Source organism: Psychroserpens sp., from assembly GCF_047633235.1.
GTDB lineage: Bacteria > Bacteroidota > Bacteroidia > Flavobacteriales > Flavobacteriaceae > Psychroserpens.
This window is the reverse complement of the sequence record NZ_JBLIET010000020.1, coordinates 31836-55959: the sequence shown is the minus strand read 5'-3', so window position 1 is coordinate 55959 and position 24124 is coordinate 31836. Positions and strand designations below refer to the sequence as shown.

General features: G+C 34.3%; 20 protein-coding genes and 2 tRNA genes. 16 read left to right on the top strand and 6 right to left on the bottom strand.

What is annotated here, in order from left to right:
* Positions 1–47: 47 nt before the first annotated feature.
* The 6 genes from ACJAZK_RS08355 to ACJAZK_RS08330 all read left to right on the top strand — a co-directional run bounded on the left by ACJAZK_RS08355 (position 48) and on the right by ACJAZK_RS08330 (position 3973).
* The gene (locus tag ACJAZK_RS08355; RefSeq protein WP_415223540.1) at positions 48–743 is read left to right on the top strand and encodes a MotA/TolQ/ExbB proton channel family protein; all 696 of its coding nucleotides are present in this window, start codon (positions 48–50) and stop codon (positions 741–743) included.
* Positions 743–1138 carry an ExbD/TolR family protein gene (locus ACJAZK_RS08350; protein ID WP_415223539.1) on the top strand — a complete coding sequence of 132 codons (396 nt, stop codon included), beginning with the start codon at positions 743–745 and terminating at the stop codon, positions 1136–1138. The genes ACJAZK_RS08355 and ACJAZK_RS08350 overlap by 1 nt, the downstream gene beginning before the upstream one ends.
* Positions 1139–1203: 65 nt before the next feature.
* The gene (locus tag ACJAZK_RS08345) at positions 1204–2070 is read left to right on the top strand and encodes an energy transducer TonB (protein ID WP_415223538.1); all 867 of its coding nucleotides are present in this window, start codon (positions 1204–1206) and stop codon (positions 2068–2070) included.
* A 1-nt stretch (position 2071) separates the two neighbouring features.
* The gene (locus ACJAZK_RS08340) at positions 2072–3286 is read left to right on the top strand and encodes a bifunctional folylpolyglutamate synthase/dihydrofolate synthase (protein WP_415223537.1); all 1215 of its coding nucleotides are present in this window, start codon (positions 2072–2074) and stop codon (positions 3284–3286) included.
* A gap of 175 nt (positions 3287–3461) precedes the next feature.
* Positions 3462–3536 (top strand) — tRNA-Val (locus ACJAZK_RS08335).
* A 362-nt stretch (positions 3537–3898) separates the two neighbouring features.
* Positions 3899–3973: transfer RNA gene (locus ACJAZK_RS08330), tRNA-Val, on the top strand.
* A gap of 189 nt (positions 3974–4162) precedes the next feature.
* On the opposite strand, the gene ACJAZK_RS08325 is transcribed toward ACJAZK_RS08330, so the two are convergent.
* On the bottom strand, positions 4163–5428 hold the full coding sequence (locus ACJAZK_RS08325; protein ID WP_415223536.1) for a UDP-N-acetylmuramoyl-tripeptide--D-alanyl-D-alanine ligase: 1266 nt from the start codon (positions 5426–5428) through the stop codon (positions 4163–4165).
* Between the two features lie 68 nt (positions 5429–5496).
* Entirely contained in the window at positions 5497–7173 is a 1677-nt protein-coding gene (gldJ, locus tag ACJAZK_RS08320) for a gliding motility lipoprotein GldJ (protein WP_415223535.1), read from the bottom strand.
* A 251-nt stretch (positions 7174–7424) separates the two neighbouring features.
* Between gldJ and porU the strand changes: the two genes are divergently transcribed.
* The 7 genes from porU (at position 7425) to ACJAZK_RS08285 (ending at position 17711) form a co-directional block, all read left to right on the top strand.
* Positions 7425–11261 carry a type IX secretion system sortase PorU gene (gene porU, locus ACJAZK_RS08315; RefSeq protein WP_415223534.1) on the top strand — a complete coding sequence of 1279 codons (3837 nt, stop codon included), beginning with the start codon at positions 7425–7427 and terminating at the stop codon, positions 11259–11261.
* Between the two features lie 65 nt (positions 11262–11326).
* Entirely contained in the window at positions 11327–12562 is a 1236-nt protein-coding gene (gene porV, locus ACJAZK_RS08310; RefSeq protein ID WP_415223533.1) for a type IX secretion system outer membrane channel protein PorV, read from the top strand.
* A gap of 76 nt (positions 12563–12638) precedes the next feature.
* Positions 12639–13121, top strand: a complete 483-nt coding sequence (gene cdd, locus ACJAZK_RS08305; protein WP_415223532.1) for a cytidine deaminase — start codon at positions 12639–12641, stop codon at positions 13119–13121.
* 154 nt (positions 13122–13275) lie between these two features.
* Positions 13276–14274 (top strand): pyruvate dehydrogenase (acetyl-transferring) E1 component subunit alpha, encoded by a 999-nt coding sequence (pdhA, locus tag ACJAZK_RS08300; RefSeq protein ID WP_415223531.1) that lies wholly within the window; start codon positions 13276–13278, stop codon positions 14272–14274.
* 3 nt (positions 14275–14277) lie between these two features.
* A complete protein-coding gene (locus ACJAZK_RS08295; protein WP_415223530.1) occupies positions 14278–15954 on the top strand; it encodes a pyruvate dehydrogenase complex dihydrolipoamide acetyltransferase in 1677 nt (558 codons plus the stop codon).
* Between the two features lie 124 nt (positions 15955–16078).
* Positions 16079–17035: a M28 family metallopeptidase gene (locus ACJAZK_RS08290; RefSeq protein ID WP_415223529.1), complete on the top strand. Its 957-nt coding sequence runs from the start codon at positions 16079–16081 to the stop codon at positions 17033–17035.
* Positions 17022–17711, top strand: coding sequence for an SDR family NAD(P)-dependent oxidoreductase (locus ACJAZK_RS08285; RefSeq protein ID WP_415223528.1), 690 nt, complete (start codon positions 17022–17024; stop codon positions 17709–17711). Before ACJAZK_RS08290 ends, ACJAZK_RS08285 begins: the two co-directional genes overlap by 14 nt.
* A 323-nt stretch (positions 17712–18034) precedes the next feature.
* On the opposite strand, the gene ACJAZK_RS08280 is transcribed toward ACJAZK_RS08285, so the two are convergent.
* The 4 genes from ACJAZK_RS08280 to ACJAZK_RS08265 all read right to left on the bottom strand — a co-directional run bounded on the left by ACJAZK_RS08280 (position 18035) and on the right by ACJAZK_RS08265 (position 21731).
* A complete protein-coding gene (locus tag ACJAZK_RS08280; protein ID WP_415223527.1) occupies positions 18035–19879 on the bottom strand; it encodes a cystathionine beta-synthase in 1845 nt (614 codons plus the stop codon).
* Between the two features lie 302 nt (positions 19880–20181).
* Positions 20182–20343, bottom strand: coding sequence for a hypothetical protein (locus tag ACJAZK_RS08275; protein ID WP_415223526.1), 162 nt, complete (start codon positions 20341–20343; stop codon positions 20182–20184).
* A gap of 61 nt (positions 20344–20404) precedes the next feature.
* The gene (locus ACJAZK_RS08270) at positions 20405–20758 is read right to left on the bottom strand and encodes a MauE/DoxX family redox-associated membrane protein (RefSeq protein ID WP_415223525.1); all 354 of its coding nucleotides are present in this window, start codon (positions 20756–20758) and stop codon (positions 20405–20407) included.
* Entirely contained in the window at positions 20751–21731 is a 981-nt protein-coding gene (locus tag ACJAZK_RS08265) for a hypothetical protein (RefSeq protein WP_415223524.1), read from the bottom strand. Before ACJAZK_RS08265 ends, ACJAZK_RS08270 begins: the two co-directional genes overlap by 8 nt.
* Before the next feature lie 136 nt (positions 21732–21867).
* Here ACJAZK_RS08265 and ACJAZK_RS08260 point away from each other — a divergent pair, with 136 nt between their 5' ends.
* From ACJAZK_RS08260 to ACJAZK_RS08250, 3 genes are read left to right on the top strand one after another with little or no spacing between them, the layout of a single operon-like run.
* Positions 21868–22416, top strand: coding sequence for an RNA polymerase sigma factor (locus ACJAZK_RS08260; protein WP_415223523.1), 549 nt, complete (start codon positions 21868–21870; stop codon positions 22414–22416).
* Positions 22400–22942 (top strand): hypothetical protein, encoded by a 543-nt coding sequence (locus ACJAZK_RS08255; RefSeq protein WP_415223522.1) that lies wholly within the window; start codon positions 22400–22402, stop codon positions 22940–22942. The genes ACJAZK_RS08260 and ACJAZK_RS08255 overlap by 17 nt, the downstream gene beginning before the upstream one ends.
* A complete protein-coding gene (locus tag ACJAZK_RS08250) occupies positions 22939–24120 on the top strand; it encodes a hypothetical protein (protein WP_415223521.1) in 1182 nt (393 codons plus the stop codon). The genes ACJAZK_RS08255 and ACJAZK_RS08250 overlap by 4 nt, the downstream gene beginning before the upstream one ends.
* Positions 24121–24124: the final 4 nt, after the last annotated feature.

The following is a 24124-nucleotide window of genomic DNA, read 5'->3' as shown; positions in this document are numbered from 1 at the left end:
AACAATCGTTATTACAATAGTTAAAATTAATTTTCAATTTTTTTAATATGGTATTACAAAGTAATATTCAAGATGGAGTAGATGTCTTAACAGATGGAGAACCAGTAGAAAAAACATTATCAATTATAGAATTAATTAGTAGTGGTGGTTTAGCGGGTCAAGTAATTATAGCTATTTTATTTGTGATGCTCATATTTGCAATCTATATTTATTTTGAACGATTGTTTGCTATAAAAGCGGCTTCACAAATAGATTCTAACTTTATGAATCAAATTAAGGACCATGTTAGTAATGGTAAAATTGATTCTGCTCAAATGTTATGCGCGCAAGTTAATTCTCCAGTGTCAAGACTTATCAATAAAGGAATTACACGTATTGGTAAACCTCTAGAAGATATTAATACCGCTATTGAAAATGCAGGTCGATTAGAAATATACGGATTAGAAAAAAACGTGAGTATTCTAGCAACAATTTCTGGTGTAGCTCCAATGATTGGATTTCTGGGAACTGTAGTGGGAATGATTTTAGCGATTTTTGAACTTGCCAATGCAGGAGGTACAATACAAATGGATGTTCTTGCAAGTGGTTTATATACGGCGATGACAACAACTGTTGCTGGTCTTATTGTAGGTATTGTTGCCTATATGGCTTATAATCACCTAGTCGTTAAGACAGATAAAGTCGTATATCAAATGGAGGCGAATTCTTTAGAGTTTTTAGATCACTTAAACGAGCCTATTTAATGAATTTAAGAGGAAGAAATAAAGTAACACCTGAGTTCAATATGTCGTCAATGACAGATATTGTGTTCCTGTTATTGATATTTTTTATGATAGCTTCAACATTAGTAACCACTAGTGCTATTGATATTTTATTACCAACAGCCAGTGGTAAAACTGAAAACAAAAAATCAGTTGCGGTTAGTATAAAGAAAGATTTGACCTATTATATTGATCAAAAACGAGTAGGAGAAAGTGTTTTAGAAAGCGAATTGATTTCTTTATTATCAAAACAAGATGAGCCAACAGTAGTGTTACGAGCAGAGAAATCTGTTCCTGTTGAGCATGTTGTAATGGTCATGGATATTGCTAATAGAAATAAGTTCAAGGTTATTTTAGCAGTAAAGCCGAATAATTAAAACTCATTTTTTCTTCGGAATACATCTTGCTCCATTGGTAAAGTATTGCAAAAAAAAAGTATTAGATGAAGTATTTAGAAACCAAACACGAACAAAATTCAGCAAAGATAACGGCATTAATTGCAGTCATTCTAGTATTGTTGTTATTTGTTATGGGAAATACTTATATGGATCCACCAGAAGAATATGGTGTCGCTATTAATTTTGGAAACTCTGAAGTGGGGTCAGGCAAAATTCAGCCAACAGAGCCAATTAAGTCCAGAATTAATGAAGATATTGTAAAGGAGGAAAAACAGGTAGAGACAGTTGAAGAGGTTACAAAACCTACTGAAGCAAGCAGTAATGCAGAAGATGTCATGACTAATGAATCTGCGGAAGCTATAGCCATCAAAAAAGCAAAAGAAGCCAAAGCGAAAGCAGATGCTAAGGCAAAAGCAGATGCTGACCGAAAAGAAAAATTACGAAAAGAAGTAGAAGCTAAGAAAGCAAAAGAAGAACAAGATAAAAAGGATAAACTAGACGCGCTTATTGGAGGCGTTAAAAATGCTGAAGGTCCAGATATAGGAGGCGAAGGTCCAGGTGATGGTCCAGGAGATAAAGGTGATTTAGATGGAACTCCATATGGACCATACCAAGGGACTCCTGGTACTGGAAATGGTGGTGTGGGCTATGGTTTAAATGGAAGAGGGAAACCTGATTTCAAGATGTTTGAAGGTTGTGAAAATGAATACGGAAAAATTGTAGTTGATATTGTTGTTGACCGAAGCGGTAAAGTTATAGAAGCGACTTCTGGCGCTAAAGGAAGTAGTAATGTAACTAATTGTCTTAAAAAACAAGCGGAAAAAATAGCAAAATCTTACAAATGGCCAGTTAAGTCAGAAGCACCTGCTAGACAGTTTGGCAAAGTGGTTGTGAATTTTTCTCCCAATTAAAATGAATTATCAAGATACAGTAAGCTGGATGTTTAAGCAGTTGCCTATGTATCAGAACCAAGGGAAGACTGCTTTTAAAAAAGACTTATCAAATACGCTACTTCTTTCCAATCACTTAAAAAATCCTGAGCGTAAATTTAAGAGTATTCACGTTGCAGGAACTAATGGTAAAGGTTCTACAAGTCACATGTTGGCTTCGGTATTACAAGAGGCTGGTTATAAAGTTGGTTTGTATACTTCTCCACACTTAAGAGATTTTAGAGAGCGTATTAAAATTAATGGCAAAGAGGTTAACAAACAATTTGTTATTGGCTTTATAAAACGCAATAGAGTTTTTTTTGAGCAACATCAGTTGTCTTTTTTTGAAATGACCGTTGGTATGTCTTTTGATTATTTCGCGAGACAACATGTCGATATTGCAGTGATTGAGGTTGGCCTTGGAGGTCGTTTAGATTCTACAAATATTATCCTTCCAGAAGTTTCAGTTATTACTAATATTGGTTTTGATCACACTCAGTTTTTAGGATCAACTTATGAGGCTATCGCTAAAGAAAAAGCAGGAATTATTAAGTCTAGTATACCTGTAGTTATCGGAGAAACGCAAGAAGAGACCAAAGCTGTTTTTTTGGATATAGCTAAAGCTAATGCTTCTGATATTTATTTTGCAGAGGATTTTAATTCTAATTATACGAGTGATTTAAAAGGAAGTTATCAAAAACATAATATTAAGACAGCAACTAGTGCTTTAAGAGTTTTAGGTAAAAAAAGTTTTAATGTTTCCGAGGAAAATATAAAAAAAGGATTACAAAATGTCATTAAAAACACAGGCTTAAAAGGGCGTTGGCAAGTATTACAATTAGAACCTAAAGTTATTTGTGATACTGCTCATAATAAGGAAGCTCTAACTTATATTGTTAAGCAATTAGCTCAAGAAAACTATAATAAACTACATATGGTATTTGGCGTTGTTAATGATAAAGATGTTGATTCTATTTTGCCATTACTACCAAAAGAAGCAACATATTATTTTTGTAAACCTAATGTTCCTAGAGGTTTAGATGCTGAAATTTTAAAACATTATTTCATTCGAGAAGGTTTTAAAGGTAAAGCGTACAACTCTGTAAAGATGGCACTAGACGCGGCTAAAATGGTCGCAAACCCTGAAGATTTAATTTACGTTGGCGGAAGTACTTTTGTAGTCGCAGAGGTCGTGTAAAAATGAAATAGTGCTGTCATTAAATTTCATTAAAATGTATGTATTAAAGTAATATTTAGCATGAGAAATAATTTTATTTTTTTGGTAATCAGGGCCTTTGAAAATTATTTATATTTTTTTTGAAAAAAGCTTTTGGTAATTAAAAATCTAGACTATATTTGCAGTCCAATAATTAGGGCAATTAGCTCAGTTGGTTCAGAGCACCTCGTTTACACCGAGGGGGTCGGGGGTTCGAATCCCTCATTGCCCACACTAATTGTAATTCCGATTTGTTTTAACAAATCGGAATTTTTGTTTTAAAAAAGAACTGCGTTAGAGTAGTTTAGAACAGATTATAAAACAAATATTCCTGGAGTCGCATAACTGATTTGGAATTGTATTAGTGCAAGAGGTTTCAAATGGGATTATCTGATTCACTCGTTTATAAACTAAAAGGTAAATACATCATTGAAAATTAAAATACTAGTATGTGCTAAGGCACATTGGAGTTGTATTAGAAGAGGTACTATCTATAATTTTATAAGACATCTTGAAGTGTTAAAAAATTCAATAAAGTAAAATCTAATTCTTATAAATCTACTAAAGAAACCTTATCTTTAACAACTTAAATAGGGGTCATTAACTCAGTTGGTTCAGAGTGTCACGTCGACAACGTGGAAGTCACTGGTTCGAATCCAGTATGACCCACACTAAGCAGAGTCCTGATTCGCCAATTGGTAAATCAGGCTTTTTGTTTTTCTGAATTTGGAAGTTGTAAACTCAAACAAATTCTAAATAACAAAAAGACTTAATATGTTTGAGTAAATTAAGTACACTATTTGCATAAGTTATTTCTATCGTGATTAACGAAATCACTTTAGTAATTAGTTATTTTTCTTAAATCAAATTTAGCACACGCTCTAATGCCATACCTCGCGATCCTTTTATTAGGAATAACTGATGTTTAAAATTGAAATTACTGAAGTGAGCATTGAGATCTTCAAACGATTTAAAATAGTTGCTATTGTTGTTTTTAGATTTGATATTATAAAAGTTCTCTCCTACAAAAATTGCATTCTCTAATTTTAAGTCGCTTGTGTAGTCTGAAATGTGTTGATGTTCTTCTGGAGCAGTTTTGCCTAACTCAAACATATCTCCCAAAATCACAACCTTATTTTCATTATTAAGTTGATTAAAGTTCGATAATGCAGCAAGCATACTAGATGGATTTGCATTGTATGCATCTAGAATTATTTGATGGCCATTTTGATTTACAATTTGAGAACGATTATTACTGGGAATATAATTTTCTATGGCGTCTACAATATCTTTTGTCGATACCTTGAAGTATTCACCCAAACCAATTGCGACACAGACGTTGTTATAATTATAGGAGCCCGTGAGGTGGCTTTTTATAGTTTGGTTCTTGTAGTTGAGCGAGAGGTAGGGTTGAGATGCTAATAACTGTGTTTGAGAGCCAAATACTTCAATACGATCGTATGCTCCCACTTGTTTAATCTGTAGTTCGTCTTTCTGGTTGACAAAAATTATTTTCCTATTTATTTTTAAATGTTGGTAGAGTTCTGATTTGCCTTTGATCACGCCTTCAATACTACCAAATCCCTCAAGGTGCGCTTTACCAAAGTTAGTAATCAATCCATAATCTGGCAAAGCTATATTGCTAAGAAATTGAATCTCTTTTTGATGGTTAGCACCCATTTCTACAATACCAATCTCTGTCGTATTGTTCATACTTAACAGTGTTAAAGGCACGCCAATATGATTATTTAAATTTCCTTTGGTAGCTGTCGTCTTATATTTCTTAGAAAGTACAGCGTTGATGAGCTCCTTGGTTGTTGTTTTACCATTGCTACCTGTAAGTGAGATAATAGTAGTATTTAGATGTTTCCGATGAAATAAAGCTAAGTTTTGTAAAGCGATAAGTACATCGTCAACCATGAGGTATTGATCACTGATTTTGTATTCAATATCATCTATTACAGCAAATGAAGCACCATTTTTAATGGCATCTTCTGCAAATTTATTACCGTTAAAATTCCCGCCTTGCAGCGCAAAAAACATGCAATTTTCAGAAATATTTCTAGTGTCTGTACAAACAACTTTACAGTTTAGAAAATGCTCATGTAGTGTTTCTATTGTCATGGAATAAATGTAATAAAAAAGTCCTAATCGTAATGATTAGGACTTTAAATTTATTTTTTAAAAAAAAATTAATTTCTTTTCTTCGCTCCTTGAGATTTTGAACCTACTCTAGACATTGCACATCTAAATCCAATATAGTCTGTAGCCATATCTTGTGGGAAATATCTACGTTGTGCTGGATCTATCCAGTATGCTCTATCTCTCCATGAACCACCTTTATATACTCTAGCCTCGTCGTTAATTAAAGATGTTCTTTGGTTAGAGGTATCATATTTTTTTATTAGGTTTCCTAAAGAATCTCTTTTCACATTATGCTTTGGAGAGTTATACATTTCACGTGTTGCACTCTTTCCATCATCAGCGTCTTCATCAAAACTTTCAGCATATAGGCGGGAGGATTGTGTGTCTCCATCTCTAAAGTTTCTATTGTCACTTTTACTAAAGTTAGGTCTTAAATATGTTTCATTCTCATCAACACTAACTTGTGCAATTTCACCTGGTAAATTTCTTGCAACTATTCTACCATTGCTTAAAGTATCATATACAATTTCATCTGGAGTGATGACTTTAACTGTACCATCTTCGTTGATTGCATTTTTATAATATACATTTCCTCTGACGTAGTTGAAATCGTTAAATTCGTCATCAACTATAGGTCTGTAAACATCATAAACCCATTCGGCTACATTACCAGCCATATCATATATTCCGTAAGCATTTGGCTCATATGACATTACTTGAGCAGTAATATCTGCACCGTCATCAGACCATCCCGCTATTCCACCGTAATCTCCTTTACCTTGTTTAAAATTGGCTAATTGATCACCTTTAGTTTTACGTTTTCCAGATCTTGTGTATTGTCCATCCCATGGGTATTTTTTACGTCCTCTATAAACGTTAAAGCTTCTTAATTCACTCATTCCCAGAGCCGCATATTCCCATTCAGCTTCTGTTGGAAGTCTATAGTCTGGTGATATAAGACCAGATTCTCTGCGTGCATATTGGTTAATTGTATCTCCAGCTGCATTTGTTTGAGCTCTACGTCTGGATTTACCTGGATTAATTATAGAATCATTACCTCCATAGGTTAAAGAAGGTGCGTTAATATAGGTGTCAGTATTAAAGTTACTGTCAGCAGTTGGTGTTAATTTAGCATCTCTTTCAATATAACCAGCGCCTTCGAGGTTTAGTTCATTATAGCGGTCGGTTCTCCAGCTGGCAAATTCTACAGCTTGAATCCAACTAACTCCTACAACAGGATATTCGCCATAACCTGGATGACGTAGATAGTTTTCTGTCATCATCTCAGCGTAGCCCAATCGATTTCGCCATACTAATGTATCTGGAAGTGCGCCTTCGTATATTAATCTGAAGTTTTCTTCTTCTGGTGGGTAAACACTTTTTAACCAATCTAAATATTGTAAGTACATGAGGTTAGTCACTTCGCTTTCATCGATATAAAAGGATTGAATGTGTTGCTGATTTGGAGAGTTGTTCCAATCGTGCATAACATCATCCTGTACTTTACCCATTGTAAAAGTTCCACCTTCTACGAAGACTAATCCCGGAGCAGTTTCTTGTTCTTGGAATTGGTCGTTGTATTGGAAACCACCATTTTTATCGTTGATTTTCCATCCTGTAGCTCTTGACGTGTTTTTTGAAGAGTTTCTACTACAGCTAACAATTGTTAAAGATACAACTAGGGCTAATAGTATCCTTAGGTTTAAGATGTTTTTCATATCCATACTTTTTAAGTAAGCTAATTTAAATTTAGAGACGCAATATAGTAATTAAAGGTAAACTTACAACACTTTTTACGGAAATCATGTAAAAAAAACTGCATTTCATCCTCTTTTTCGAGCATAACAACGGACTTTTGACCAGTTTATCGATGTATTTTGTCTTTAATAACGAACGATTAAATCAATTATTGTTGTAATTTTGAATAAAAAAATCGGACTAAATAATATCACGACTTTATAGACGTTATTTAACTATGAAAAAATATTTACTATTACTTCTACTTTTCGCTGCCTTTTTTGGTCATGCACAACAAAAACAATTTGATATTAATTGGGGCACTACCAGGGTTTTTGAAACGTCTAATTCTAATATTGAAATTCCTGCGTTTAACAAAAAGCATTTTAGTTTTACTTATAAAAAAGGGATTACTTTTTTTTCTCAATGGGAAGAGTCGACATATATAGACGAAAATTCAGTTGAACTGAGTCAAGTTTTATATACAACTATAAGTCTTTCAGAATTAAAAGATTTACCGCTGTCTACAATACCAAAGACACCTAAAGTTAAATTGAAAAATGCTATAGATAGAGACAATATATCTGCATATTTAGAAATTACGCCTATAATAAACGACAGAGGCATTTATAAAAAAATCACATCCTTTACAATAGATTATGAATATGGTGGTGCTGCAAACAGAACCAACTTAAACAATCAAGAGATTGTAAGTTCGGTACTGAGTTCTGGGCAGTGGCATCGTTTTTATGTTGAACAATCAGGGGTTTTTAAAATAAGTAAGAGTTTTTTAAATTCAATGGGTGTAAATACTAATGTAGATCCAAGAACTCTTAAACTTTTTGGTAATGGTGGCTCTATGCTTCCCTTATCAAATAGTGAGCCTGCTCCTAATGATTTGCAAGAGAATGCAATTCACTTTATTGGAGAAGGAGATGGTGTGTTTAACGATAATGATTATATCTTGTTTTACGCTGAAGGACCTAATGAATATAATCAAGAGAGTGATACAAATGTAAATTTGTATGCAGACAAGTCTTATTATTATATCAGCACTCAAGGGACCTTCGGAAAACGTATAACTCCACTAAATCAGCCAGAGGGTGAAGCATCGTTAGAAATAACAACCTTTCAAGATTACCAATTTCATGAAGTGGATGAAAATAATTTAGGAAAAATCGGAAGACGATGGTTTGGCGAACGATTTGATGTTGAAAATGAACAAAGCTTTACTTTTAATTTTCCTAATTTAGTGACTACAATACCGGCTAAAGTAAAAGTATTAGGAGCTGGGGTTAGTGAAACTACCGCAAGTAGCATGCAAGTTGTTTTAAATGGAACATTAGAAGGTACTTTAGGCTTTGCTGTTGCTACTGACGCAATTCTTGCCACTGCAGGGTCGTTTCAAAATGAGATATTGTTAGCGTCTCCAGCAGTTACGGTTAAATTAATTTACAATAATAATGGTAACCCATCTACTCAAGGCTATTTGGATTATGTTTCTATTGAAGCGACTAGAGAGTTGATTTTTGACGGGACTCAATTTATCTTCAAGAATGATGAAGTTGTTCTTAATCCAGGTATTGTCCAATATAAGGTAGGGAATGCTACGAATGTTCAAGAGGTTTGGGATATAACAGATAAGTATAATGTCAAGTCAGTATCAAACAGTGATCAAAATTCTAATTTAACTTTCAAAGATGTTTCTGGTTCAGCAAAAAAATATACTACGGTAACCAATTCAGATTATTTCCAGCCATTACGCGATGCTACTTCAAGTGTAAGTAATCAAGATATTAAGGGAACCGTTTTTTTAAATGCGCAAGGCCAGTTTCAAGATGTAGATTATATAATTATTGCTAATAATAGCTATGTGTCTCAAGCTGAAAGGTTAGCTCAAATAAATAGAGATAAATATAATTTAAAGGTTAAGGTGTTAACACTTAATGAGATATATCAGGAATTTAGTTCTGGTAAGCAGGATGTCGCAGCTATTAGAAATATGGTGCAGTATGTATATAAAAATGCAAGTGATCCAAGTAAACGATTAAAATATTTATGTTTGTTCGGAGATGCTTCTTACGATTATAAAAATAGAATTTCTAACAATACTAACATAGTTCCTACCTGGAACTCTACAGAAAGTTTTAGTTTGGTATCCTCATTTATCTCAGATGATTTTTATGGTATGATGGACGATAACGAGGGAGAGATGGAAGAGGAAGAGCGATTAGATATTGCTGTGGGAAGAATATTAGCAGATACTCCTCAACGTGCTAAAGATTTGGTAGATAAAATTGAAGGCTATTATGGTGAAGAGGCTTATGGCAGCTGGAGAAACAATATTATAACAATTTCTGACGATGTAGATAATGCTAGTTGGGAGTTTATATTACAAAATACGACAGATGAAATAGCAAACCGAATAACAGATGAAAAACCTTTTATGAACGTTACTAAAATTCATACAGATTCTTATCAACAACAATCTACAGCAAGTGGACAAAGGTATCCAGCAGTAAATGAAGCCGTTAAAAACGCATTAGAAGTTGGAGCACTTGTAGTCAACTATTTTGGTCACGGAGGAGAAGATGGTTTAGCAGGTGAACGTATTTTCACAAAGGTAGATGCCCAAGAGATCAGAAATTTATGTAAGTTTAACTTATTTGTCACAGTAACTTGTGAGTTTACCAAATTTGATAACCCACAAAGGCAAACTGCTGGAGAATTTACCTACTGGAACAAAGAAGGAGGAGCTATAGCATTAATTACTACAACGCGACAAATATTTGTGACTGTTGGTGTAACCGTAAATGAAGAGTTAGACGCATATTTATTTAATTTTGGATCTAATGATTATCCAACCATGGCAGAAGCTTTAAGGTTGACTAAAAACGATCCATCTGTTGCTGGGATAAATCAAAAATCGCTTATATTTTTTATAGGTGATCCTGCAATGAAATTATCAATTGCAAAGCCAGAAATTCGTTTAACAGCTGTAAATGATCTTCCTGTAGCGGAGCAAACAGGACCTTTGAAAGCTTTAGACAGAATTAAAATGTCTGGGGAAGTATATGATTCTTCGGGGACCTTTTTATCTAATTATAATGGGATACTTACTGCCACTGTTTTAGATAAAGAAATTGATAGACAAACGCTTGGAAACGATAATGGTGACGATGTCATATTAGATTTTAAAACGTTAGGAGAAACTATCTTTAAAGGTCAAGCTACAGTCACTAATGGTAAGTTTGATTTTGAGTTTGTTGTGCCAAGAGATATTGGTATTCCTGTAGGTCAAGGGAAAGTTGGTTTTTACTCAAAACAGGATAATATACTAGATGATAAATCAGGCTATAGTTTTGATATTCAAGTAGGAGGTATTAATGAAAATGCTGAAGAAGATAATATCGGTCCTGTCATTAACCTTTTTATGAATGATGAAAATTTTGTTTCTGGCGGAATTACAAACGAACAACCATCCCTTATTGCAAGACTTCAAGACGATAATGGTATAAATACTGCGAGCGGAATTGGACATGATATTACAGCAATAATAGATGATGATGAAACCAATCCATTTGTTCTCAACGATTATTATGAGGCTAATGTTGATGATTATAAAAACGGAAAGTTAAGTTATCCTTTTAGAGATTTAGAACCTGGTATTCATACATTAACGGTAAAGGCTTGGGATGTTTATAATAATTCGTCAACGAGTCAAATAGAATTTAATGTCAGAGATAAAGATGAAGAGTTAGTCATTACTAATGTATTAAACTACCCTAATCCGTTTATTGATTATACAGAATTTTGGTTTAACCACAATAGTTCTGATGTTTTAGACGTTTCAGTACAAATATTTACTGTTTCAGGAAAATTGGTGCGAACTTTAAATGGTCAAACTTCCGGAGGAGGTAAAGTGACCAGTTCACTTTCAAAGGATATTGTTTGGGATGGAAGAGATGATTTTGGAGACAAAATTGGAAAAGGAGTCTATGTCTACAAACTAAAAGTGAGATCTGAACGTTTAAATAAACAAGTTGAAAAAATCGAAAAACTTGTCATACTCTAATAATAAATTATATTTGTCTAATATATCATAAGGGGTAAAGCCTTAATATGAACATGAATTTACATATGAAAAAGTACATTTTAGCAATTCTTACGCTTGTCGTATTTAATACATCAAACGCTCAAGAACCAGCGACAATAACATATCCAAACCAATCTACAGTAATTACAACAGGTGTTCCATTTATGCTTATTGCACCAGACGCAAGATCAGCTGGTATGGGAGATATGGGTGTCGCGACTTCTGTAGATGCCTATTCACAACAGTGGAATGCTGCCAAATACGCGTTCTCTGAGGCAAAATCAGGAATTGCAGTAAGTTATACACCATACCTTAGTAAATTGGTAAACGATATTTCTATAGCTTATCTCACCTATTTTAATAGAATTGATGATAGAAGTGCCTTTGGAGTTAGTTTCAAATACTTTGGCTTAGGAGAAATAGAAATACGTGCAGATGAATTTTCTGAGCCCTTAATAGAAAAGCCAAACGAATTTACAGTAGATGCTTCGTATTCGTTACGATTAGCAGACCAATTTTCTATGGCTGTAGCCTTGCGTTATTTGCGTTCAGATTTAAGAATTCAATCCGTAGACTCTAATGCTGGTGCAGCTGGTTCTTTTGGGGTTGATATCTCTGGTTTCTATCAAAGCGAAGAAGAAGCCTATGATAGTTTTAATGGAAGAACACGTTTCGGGTTTGCCATTCAAAATTTAGGACCAAAAATTAAATATGATGATGGAGGTCGTGAAAACTTTTTACCAACAAACCTAAGGTTAGGTGGCGGATTTGATTTTATTTTTGATGACTATAATACATTATCGGTAACTGCAGAGGTCACTAAGCTTTTAGTGCCTACCCCTCCTTTATTTGGTTTCGTTGACACCAATGGAGACGGTGTGAGAACGCCAGATGATGCCAGTACGACTGATATTGATGAAAATGAACCTGAAATAATAACACAAGGTCAAGCTAATGATGTAAATTTCTTGTCAGGAGTTTTTCAATCATTTGGAGATGCGCCAGGAGGCTTTAGTGAAGAGTTAAAAGAGTTTACTTGGGCCTTAGGAGCAGAGTATTTATACCAAGACTCATTTGCTTTTAGAGCAGGTTACTTTAATGAAAGTGATGATAAAGGTGCACGAAAGTTTTTTGCTATGGGAGCAGGATTTAAATACACTACGATAAACATTGACTTATCCTATTTGTTTTCCGCATCTAAGGTTCAAAGCCCTTTAGAAAACACATTGCGTTTTTCTCTAACATTTAATTTTGGAGATGGAGAGTACGATGAGTATTAGTAAATAATCTAATTATAATTTTTAAAAAAAACTATTGTTATAAAAGCAATAGTTTTTTTGTCTAAATACCTTTTTGATGAAAGACATAAAAATAGAATCTATTCTTACAGTTTATGAAGATTATAATGAGCTTCCTGAAGACATTGTATCATTGATGGATACGGCATCAAAAGCTAGGCTTAAAGCGTATGCGCCATACTCAAAATTCTTAGTAGGTGCTGCCATACTGCTAGATAATGGAGAAGTGATTTCTGGAAACAACCAGGAAAATGCGTCTTACCCTTCTGGTTTATGTGCAGAGCGTACAGCCATTTATTATGCAGGCGCAGAATATCCCGATGCAAAAATAGTGAGGATGGCATTGACCGCTGGTTCTCAAAAACAACCTACAACAGCGCCAATACCTCCATGTGGAGCATGTAGGCAAGCAATTTCAGAATATGAAGTGAAGCAAGATTCTCCTATAGAAATCTATTTTATGGGCACTTCAGGAAAAGTTGTGAAATCACACTCACTTGCTAATTTATTACCTTTAGGGTTCGACAGAAGTTTTCTATAACGTTTTCGTAATAAATTTACGATTTTCGGTTTTTTCATTACTAACTAAAGTGTTACTTTTGTTATTCCTAATTTCAATTTGAAATTGGGAGCTTATGGTCATATCTCAAGAGTATTATTTTTGAGTATTATTTTAGACATAAATACTATACTAAATGCAAAAAATCACAAAAGAAGTTTACCTTAAATGGTATGAAGACATGTTTTTATGGAGAAAGTTTGAAGACAAGCTTGCTGCCGTATACATTCAACAAAAAGTAAGAGGGTTCCTTCACTTATATAATGGTCAAGAAGCAGTGTTAGCTGGCGCACTTCATGCCATGGATTTGACTAAAGATAAGATGATTACTGCTTATAGAAATCACGTTCAGCCTATTGGTATGGGAGTCGATCCCAGACGTGTCATGGCAGAGTTATATGGTAAAGCTACAGGGACATCTATGGGTTTAGGTGGATCTATGCATATTTTCTCAAAGGAACATCGTTTTTATGGAGGTCATGGTATTGTAGGTGGTCAAATACCTTTAGGGGCTGGAATTGCATTTGGTGATAAGTATCACGATGTAGATGCAGTAACAATCTGTTGTTTTGGAGATGGAGCAGCACGTCAAGGATCATTACATGAAACTTTTAATTTAGCGATGTTATGGAATTTACCAGTAGTCTTTGTTTGTGAAAACAACGGTTATGCTATGGGGACTTCTGTAGAGCGCTCTTCCAACCATACAGATATTTGGAAACTCGGTTTAGGTTATGAAATGCCTTGTGGACCGGTTGATGGAATGAACCCTATTAAAGTTGCTGAGGCTTTTGATGAAGCTATTAAAAGAGCACGATCAGGTGGCGGACCAACATTTTTAGAAGTAAAAACCTATCGTTATAGAGGTCACTCTATGAGTGATGCGCAACATTATAGGACTAAAGACGAGGTTGCAGAGTATAAGAAGATTGATCCTATTACTCAAGTTAAGGATGTTCTTCTAGAAAAGAAATATGCCACAGAAGCAGATATTAAGGTCATTGACAAACGTGTTAAGGCATTGGTTGCAGAGTGTGAGAAATTTGCAGAAGACTCGCCATATCCAGAGAAGAGTGTGATGTACGATGCCGTTTATGAACAAGAAGATTATCCATTTATAGAACACAAAATATAAGCTATGGCAGAAGTAATTAACATGCCTCGTTTGAGCGATACGATGGAGGAAGGAACAGTCGCTGCTTGGTTAAAACAAGTAGGTGACAAAATTGAAGAAGGTGATATATTAGCAGAAATTGAAACCGATAAGGCTACGATGGAGTTTGAATCTTTCAACGAAGGAACATTACTTCATATTGGTATTGGAGAAGGAGAAACGGCCAAGGTGGATACACTTTTAGCAATTATAGGTGAGGAAGGTGAAGATATTTCGCAGTATTTAAACGGAAACTCTTCGGAAGCTAAAGCACAAGATAATGATCAGTCCTCTTCCCAAGAAAAGACTGAAGAACCATCAGAAGGAGATACAAATGGTGTGAGTGCATCATCTTCCGAAGAAAACGATACAGAAGAACTTCCAGAAGGTGTAATCGTTGTAGCCATGCCTCGTTTAAGTGATACCATGGAAGAAGGAACGGTTGCTACTTGGTTGAAAAAAATAGGTGATCACGTTGATGAAGGTGATATCCTAGCAGAAATTGAAACTGATAAAGCAACAATGGAGTTTGAATCTTTTCAATCAGGAACTCTGCTTTATATTGGATTAGATGAAGGAGACACTGCAAAAGTAGATTCGCTTTTAGCTATTATTGGACCTGAAGGGACAGATGTTTCAGGAATTGCTAAAAACTTTAAAGAAGAAGGTGATTCTCCTAAAGAATCTACAGAATCAGCTACCAAAGAGGAAACAAAGAAAGAGGCTCCAAAAAGTGCAGTTGCTCAAGAGGAAACTAAAAAAGAAATACCGAAGAAAGAGACTAAGCCTACAACTTCAAGTGATAGTTCAGGTAGAATATTTGTATCGCCTTTAGCTAAAAAAATGGCAGAGGAGAAAGGGATTAACTTGTCTCAAGTGAGTGGTAGTGGAGATAATGGTCGTATTGTAAAACGCGATATCGAAAATTACACACCTGCTCAAGCGACAGCACAAGTTGGTAAATTTGTGCCTTCTGGACAAGAAGATTTTGATGAGGTTCCGAACTCAAATATGCGTAAGGCGATTGCTAAAAACTTAGCAAAATCTAAATTCACTGCACCACATTATTATTTAAATGTGGAGTTTGATATGGATAATGCTATGGCATTTAGAATTCAGTACAACTCCATTCCAGATACAAAAATTTCGTTTAATGATATGATTGTTAAAGCGTGTGCCTTGGCGTTAAAGCAACATCCACAAGTTAATTCTCAGTGGTTTGATGATAGAATGCAACTTAATAATCATGTTCATATTGGTGTTGCTGTTGCCGTTCCTGACGGTTTATTAGTGCCGGTGGTAAAATTTGCAAATGAGCAAAGCTTACCACAAATTGGCGCAGCTGTTAAGGAATACGCCAGTAAAGCAAGAAATAAAAAATTATCATTAGATGAAATGGAAGGAAGTACCTTTACCATTTCTAATTTAGGAATGTTTGGTATTGAGAGTTTTACCTCTATTATCAATCAACCTAATTCTGCGATATTATCGGTTGGAGCAATCGTGGCGAAACCCGTTGTTAAAAACGGACAAGTCGTTGCTGGAAATACAATGAAATTAACATTAGCATGCGATCATAGAACTGTTGATGGTGCTACTGGATCACTATTCTTACAAACCTTAAAAGGGTATATTGAGAATCCTGTGACCATGTTAGTATAATTAAAGACAGATATCTAATAGTATTATATAATTATCCCAATTTAATCATTTTGAATTGGGATTTTTTATCTTTAGGCTCAAGTAAAAAGATTCTCATTTTTATGGGAATAAAATATGAATATCAATGAAAAAAACACTCTTACTTATTATTTTAATTGCAGTTTTTAGTTGTAAAAACGCTCCTAAAGAAAATATAAAACCAATAACCATCACAAGTGACGAATTAAAGGAAACAGTTCGTTTTTTAGCTTCAGATAGGTTATTAGGACGCAATACAGGTTCTGAAGGGATTGATGAGGCTGCAACTTATTTAGAAAATCAGTTTAATGCTTTAGGTGTTAAGCCTTATTTTGAAACATATAGGGATGATTTTAAAGTCGATAGCTTAGAGGCCTTTAATGTCGTTGGCATCATAGAAGGTAACGATCCAAAACTCAAAGACGAATACATTATAATTGGCGCACATTACGATCATATTGGTATTATAGATAAAATAGTTGATAATGATTCTATAGCTAATGGAGCTAATGATAATGCAGCAGGAACAAGTTCTGTAATCGCTATGGCAAAATATTTTGCCGCTAAAAAGAATAATAAACGAAGTTTAATGTTTGTTTTATTTTCAGCAGAAGAAAAAGGTTTATTAGGTTCGAAACATTTAGCTAAAAAATTAAAAGCAGAAAACATCAACCTTTATACTATGGTAAATATGGAAATGATTGGAGTGCCATTTAAAGACCGTGATTATATCGCTTTTCTTACAGGTTATGAGATGTCTAATATGGCCGAAAAAATGAATGAATATTTAGGTTCTAAAGTTATTGGGTTTTCTGAAATTGCAAAAAAGTATAACCTATTTAGGCAATCAGATAATTATGCTTTTTATGAAGCGTTTAAGATTCCTTGTCAAACTATGTCTTCTTGTGATCTCTCTAATTATGAGTATTACCATCATGTAGATGATGAAGCAGACAAATTGGATTATAATCACATGGCAAGTCTTATTAATAGCGTCATACCAGCCATAGAAAAAATGAGCAATACACCAACCAAAGAAATTAAAATGAATGAAGCAGAGTAAAAATATTATTATTACAGGAACGAGTCGTGGTATTGGTTTTGAGTTAGTGCATTTATTTGCTAGTCAAGGTCACAATGTATTGGCATTATCTCGAAATGCTCAACCAGTGAATAACCTTCAGTTGGATACAGTTTCATCCTTTGCGTTTGATTTATGCGAAGAAGAGGATTATAATAAAGTAGAGGCGTTTATTCAAAATGAATGGAAGCATGTTGATATTCTCATCAACAATGCTGGTATGATTCTCAATAAACCTTTTGCTGAGACGACTTTTAAAGACTTTTCAAAAGTATATGAAACCAATGTTTTTGGTGTTGCTGAAATGACAAGAGTTGTTTTGCCTTTTATGAAAAGCGATGGACATGTATTAACCATAAGCTCAATGGGAGGAATTCAAGGCAGTATGAAGTTTCCTGGATTAGCAGCTTACAGTTCTAGTAAAGGTGCGGTAATTACACTTACAGAGCTTTTAGCCGAAGAGTATAAAGAAACAGGACCTCAATTTAATGTGCTGGCCTTAGGAGCTGTGCAAACCGAAATGCTTAAAGAGGCATTCCCTGATTATCAGGCACCAACAACAGCCTTGGAAATGGCGAACTATATCCATGAGTTTTCATTAAACGGAAATAAATTTTATAACGGTAAGGTGTTGCAGGTTTCCAATTCTACACCTTAAGCTGAATTTTATTTAAATCTAGAAAAGCTCACTTTTTTATAGGCACGGTTTCTTCCAATTTCAAATAATCTGGTTGGCTCGTGACGACTGTTGGGATGGCGTCTTTGAATGCTCAGGTGTTTATTGTTACTGTAAACTTGGCAGTAAACATTTTTATAGAATCTGTTATGATTTTCGCTTTGTTCAATACGAGACAGGGTAAACCCATCCTTGTAATTGATAATAAGCGAACTATCATTAGTGATACTAGCCGCACATTGACGAGACTTTTAAACTCTGGATGCTGTTATTTGTGTTTTACAAGCTCAAAATAGGCGGTGCAATTAAATATTTTCTACAAAATTTAAAAAGACTTTTTTATGCAGTTCGAGATCTAAGTTAGGAGATAGTGATACACGTACAATATAATCTTTATCACCTTCTTTAGTCGTTCCTTGAGTGGAGGTTGCAGGTATGGTCCAATAACAACCTTTCAACTGCCCATAACTCACACAAAACTTACTTTCATTAGGGATTTCTGTAATCATTAAATTGATTAATTTTAAATTTAATACGCGTTTATGAGACTCTTTTTCTTCATCAGTATTCCCTTTCGTTGGAAGGTCTAATGAAAAAACAGATGGTGTAAATCCTTCTTCTGCTAATGCTGAAGACACAAAATTAATTTTTGCCTCTGGTAATGTCTCATGGATAAAGTTTACAAATTCACGCGTGTTCTTATAAGCGTCTTTAATTCTTTGATTCATTGAAGGCATTTGCTTTGCTAATATCTCATATTGGAGCGTTGTAGCCTCATTATCGCAAAGTTCTAGGTGCACTTCAATTTTATCCATCAGAGCTTCCGTTTTTTTATTTCCTACACAATAACCTGCAGTACATTGTCCACCACTAGGGAATTTTGAGCCACTAGCATAGGAAATGGTTCTAATCGTTGATAGTATCTCGCCATCACCTAAAAAGAGAACATTAGGACAAAATGTTTGATCTAAAATAAAAACAGGATCAATGGCAATGTCTCCAGTTGCAGTTTTACGCACTTTAGTTAACACCTCTTTTAATTTTAAAAGATCTGGAACTTCAACTCTAGGGTTTGTTGGGATTTCAGCAATTATATACGGGACAGCGTTTTCGCTTGCAATTTTATCTAAAACGATATCTATACTTTGAACCATCTCGTTATCGCCATCTACTGGTAAATCCACTACTTCAACGTTGTCAAGGCAGTCAGCAACGCGTCGTGCTTGGTCATTTGTACCACCATAACAATTTGGAGGAACAATAAATTTAATAGCCTTTCCTTTGTGGTTTTCTAAGGCGTCATGAATTAAACCCATCATAATCGCATATTGAATAGATAGCCCACTAGAGCCAACTAATGACTTTGTATTTGAACCTGTAATGGTCGCAATTGAATCTAAGACTGATGCTTTGTTGGTCTCTGTATTGCTTGTGTTAGGATTAAAAGAAGATTGGCCTGTTAGAATTTTTAATGCCGTTAGACAATTGTCTGGCGTCATTGCAACGGTCTCTCTTCTTCGTACATGTTGAATATCTGAGATATAGCTTTCGTTTTGTTTGCCATTTACTAATAAAACACTTCCTAAATGCCGATGAATATTGACAAAAAAGTCAACATTTGCGTTGCGCTCAGTACTGCTTATTTTGTCTTGTTGTGAAATGAAGATCGTAGTTCCATTAAATTGGGCAACATCTTCTATATTATCAACACTTTTTAATTCAAATTTATACCCATAAACGCGCTTTACTAAGTCCGCATCAAAAAACTCTGGCAAGGCACTTGTATGGATGATTTGCGTGTTTTTATGCTCTAATGCATTTTTTCTAAGAATTGCCAGAACAGGAATCGTCTTTGATGTAAAACTGATGACATTATCTGGTTCTAGTGCATTTAATTTAGCAATTCCCCATTCTAAGATACACGATAATGGATGACCTAATCGAATATAGTCATAAGCAGTTGGCAATTCGATAAGTGCTGATGATTTAGAATTATGGTCATTGAATAAGCTCTCAAATTGATCTAAGAACTGAATTTTAGCCAGTTTTTCATCATAAATATCTAGTCGATGGGTGGTTAGACCCAACCAGTTATTTGGCATGTTTTCTAATACATCTTTGATATAACTTACTATTTTACTTGCTTCCATAATTACTCCCTTTAAATAGAATGCAAAGATACATTAACTAAATTTTTATACGAAGTGTTAGGGAACGTTTTGTGAGATTATACCTGGTGTTTTCGTGTAGGGTTTGCTTGGCTTATTTGCTGTGTTCGTGTGATGCGTTGGCTGGAGCTCGGTTAGTAAATAGAAAATATACAGCAGGAAATTTTAGAGTAATTTTTATAGATATAGAGAATCAGGAATCTGCGAGATGACTTAGGATATGTCGTTTTTACATATTTTAAAATAGGTACCAATTCTATTCAAGATACTTGCGTTTTCTACAATTAATTCGGCATTGCAAAATCAACAGGATGTATTTTAATCTCAACGGTATTGGCAGTTATAGTCCAACTAAAGGTCATATCAACAGGACGAGCGTTATCCTCTATTACGTTAACAACTCTATGAGTATCCAGCACTGCTTGTAATTTAAAAGCGTACTCCATCTTTTAAAAATTGAATAACTGTTGCTCATATTTGGTTGCCGCTAAATGTTGTTACATGCCATTAAAGATAAACCCAAGCCCAATACATCAATCCAAACTGTAGCGGAATGCGAAGTATCAAAATCCATTTTGGGATGCCTGTAGATGCTTTTTCTCCAGACAACATATAAAAATGAACCATTAAGAAAATAGCTAACATTAAGATAATTGCATAAATAGAAAAGGCTCTTAAAGTGACAAAACACAAACCGATACCTAAGAGTATTTCTGCAACACCACTTAAATATACTAAGGCCTTATGGTTTGGTAAATATCTAGGCATGACGCGTAGATATAGTTTAGGTTTTATAAAATGCATAAGGCCTGAAAATATATAGATTGCTGCCATGAGGTATAGATTCCAAGGACTACTCATCTTTATATTCATTATAGTTAATTCCAACACCATAGTTATTAAGGTTTGTTTTTAAAAGACTAGACTCTATAGCATTTCCTTTTTTAAATTGCACCCATGTATTACCGCTAATAAAAACTCGTTTTATAAAAGTGTTATGCGCATCAATTTGATCTGTGAATGGTAAAAGTGGTCTAAAATTGGTTGGTATTTTTACCATTCCGATTCGACCTTTTATCTCTTTATACTTTTTGTTGGGTAATAATTTTCCGTTTTGGTCTGTGTAACCTAAAACTTGCAGAGAGACAAAGAAGCCATCTTCTGGAATAAATAAATTGTGCTCAGACACATCAAGCTCAAATTCATCACCATTTTTTTCGGTCGCTCTAAATACGATATTGGTATAGGTCATCACATCGCTTGGTACACCTTTATCGTTTTTATAGAATTTAACCTTAAACAAGGTCGAGAATTTTCGCTTATCTGCATTGGAGCGTTTGCGTTTCTCCCAATCTCTTGATTCTAGTGTAATGGGAAATAAAACAGACGTGATTTTTTTAAGTTTCTCATTTCCGTTAGGGAAAAATACGGCAATTTCACTTTCTATAGTCGGTAGCCAACATTTATAATAGTCGTCATCTAGGTAGGGTTTAATAGTTTCGACTTTAAATTTTCTATCTATTTTTGCGGTGACAATAACCTCATCTAATGTATTAATAGCAACTTGCATTTCAATAACCTTTGGCAAATTAACAGTTGCTAATGCAAGATCTTTGTAACCAAGCGAAGAAATAAAAAGCGAATCGATATCCTTGTAAAGTTTTTTAGTGAAAATAAATAAGCCATCATCATCGGCAAATAAACCCTGGCCATCACCAAATGAAATCGTCGCATAGGAGACAGGATACTTGGTGTCTTGGTCAATAATTTTGGTTTGTGAGGTGCTAGAATTAATTAAGAATAGGATGCATAGAAAGGAAAAGGTATATTTCATTTGTAGAATTAAAATCATTATTGATAAATATACATATTCCTTTTTTGAAAAAAAATCTACAATTTTGAAACCCTAGTTAATTTCTGTCGTTATTGTAATTGAATGCGAACCAAATCTGAATACTAACCAATACTAAATGTCAAAAGACCACAACATTTTAATCAAGCGTTGTAAAGCAGGAAACGAAAAGGCGATGCTACAAATTTATGATTTGTACTGTGATGCGATGTATCATGTTGCCTGTAGGTATTTAAATGAAGAAGATGCAAAAGACAGCATGCAAGAGAGTTTTATCAAGGCATTTTCAAAGCTGGATTCTTTTTCTCCAGACTTCACGTTTGGATCGTGGTTAAAACGTATTGTGATCAATCAATGTATAGACCACTTGAAAAAGAAACGACTAGAATTTATGGAGACAGATGTTATCAATCTGCCTATGGAAGAGGATGCAAATGATTGGATGTTTTCTTCGGAAATATCTAAACAAGACATCCTTGATGCTATAGAGAAATTGCCAACTAAGCATCAAACTGTCGTTAAACTCTATTTGATTGATGGCTATGATCACGAAGAGATTTCTAGCATATTAGACATCCCAATAAAAACATCAAGAACACATTTAAGGCGTGGTCGTTTGCAACTACGTGACCTTTTAAAAACACAATATAATGAAGCAAGATATTAGAAATTTATTTCGAGATGAGGATACTGATCCTGTTGACGCTTCTAGAAAGCAGTTGCCAGATAGCCACAGACAGGATTTTTATTGGCAGCTCAAAGCCTCCCGACCACCACGAACATCTCAATTGAATAGACACTATTTAATTAAAGTTGCTGCGATTATCACCATGTTTTTAGCGCTAACCCTCTCCTTATTTCAAATGGGTGATAATACGTCAAACCATGATGTAGAAGTCTCTTCTATGGAAACCCAAATTGACTTAATTGAAAAACAATATTTGGCGAGTATCGATCAAGAATGGCAACGTTTTATAACCGTTGCTAATGATGAAAAGTTAGTAGAACGTTACAAAGAAAAACTGGATGATTTAGACGCAGATTATAAAGAAATCTCGCAACAATTTAAAGCAGACACTGATAATATTCTAGTGATAGAATCTTTAGTTGAAAATCTACAAATACGACTACAATTATTAAAAGACATCCAAGAACACATCAACGTATTAAATCAAAAAACAGGAACAGTATGAAACAACTAACATTTAAAATCAGTGTATTGATGCTTATCACATCAGTCACTATGTTTGCACAGAAGAAAACGGTGTATTCTGAGCGTTTTTCTGTGGATGAAAATACAACTGCCATTTTTAACTTAGAAAACACAACCGTATCCATAGTGGCGTCTGCAGATGGGCAAGTGCATTTTGATTATACCTTAGAATTTGATGGTTATTCAGCAGAAGAAATGAGGGAGCAGCTTGGAGAAATTAAAGTTAAAGCGACCAAATTTGATAATCATATTACTTTAATCTCCAATAGTGTTACCAAAATCTCAAGTGTGTCTTATGCTTACGATGCTCCTAATGGTTTAGTGTTGGATTACGATAGTAGGCAGAAGTTAAATGACAGTATTGTTAGAAAATCTAGAGATTCTATCATCGAAGAAATACGTTATAATGCTTTTGGTAACATTAATGCACCCTTCAAGTATTTTGGAGATCGTTTTAAAACCATGAAGAAAAACGGGAAATTGAAAAACATTAAGATGAGTGATGTCAAAATTTTAAGAAGTCAGTTTGTCATTAAGATTCCTTCCTATTTGAAACTTAAAATAAATGGTAAAGACGCACAAATCACCATGCGTGATGATAGTGTAAATGAACTCTCGGTTGTTTTAAAACGTGGTTATTTTTATGCGAAGCAATTAAAAAATGAATACAATGTTTTTAAAATTGAAAATGCACAGTTAAGAGCAGAAGCCATTACTGGTGGTGCTTATAGTTTTAATAATATATCGAAAGGCTTAATTGGGAGTTTACAGAATGTAAAAATAACATCAGAGTTTTCTAAAATCCAAATCGGAGAACTTAAAGAAAAGGTATCGATTACAGATTTCAATAGTGAGTATTTTTTCTATAATTGGAATACAAATTTCAAACGTTTTGATTTGTTCTCCGAGTACTCTAAAATTCATTTGTTTTATCCTGAAAACACTGATTTTACTATGAAAGTGATGGGGAATAACACCAAAAGCATGTATGGTAAAGACCTAGTCATTGAAATGCAGCCCGCACGCAAAGGCGTAAAACATTACATGATGGAACGAAAAGCCAAAGGAGAAGGCCATTTTTCGGGAGCTATAAATTTTGATATCATTCATGGTATCATTTACAATTATAACGACACGTTCAAACCTTCTAAAAACTAATAAA